The sequence below is a fragment of the Pseudomonas sp. Kh14 genome (assembly GCF_900291005.1).
GTDB classification, from domain to species: Bacteria; Pseudomonadota; Gammaproteobacteria; order Pseudomonadales; family Pseudomonadaceae; genus Aquipseudomonas; species Aquipseudomonas alloputida.
On the sequence record NZ_OLKJ01000339.1, the window covers coordinates 1 to 232 of the forward strand.

General features: G+C 67.2%; 1 protein-coding gene. It reads left to right on the forward strand.

What is annotated here, in order from left to right; genetic code table 11:
* Positions 1-232, forward strand: a 232-nt coding sequence (locus FQ668_RS28765; protein ID WP_218570941.1) for a hypothetical protein, incomplete at both ends; no start/stop codon positions are given.

Sequence of the window (232 nt, forward strand, 5' to 3'; positions counted from 1 at the left end):
GAATGACACAGGAACAGGATGAAGATCGGGTCGCGGGGACGGCGTCGGCCTCTCTCGCGACCCTTGCCGATCCGGCGAGCGCCGCCGTCGCGGCCAGCAAGAAGCGCGGCATCTGCGCCATCAGCGGGCAGGAGACGGCTCGAAAGAACCTCGTCGAGGTCGGCACGCTGCGCCCCGCGCTGGCCGACCATATCCGCAGTGATTTCCCGGATATGCCCGATCACGCGCTGAT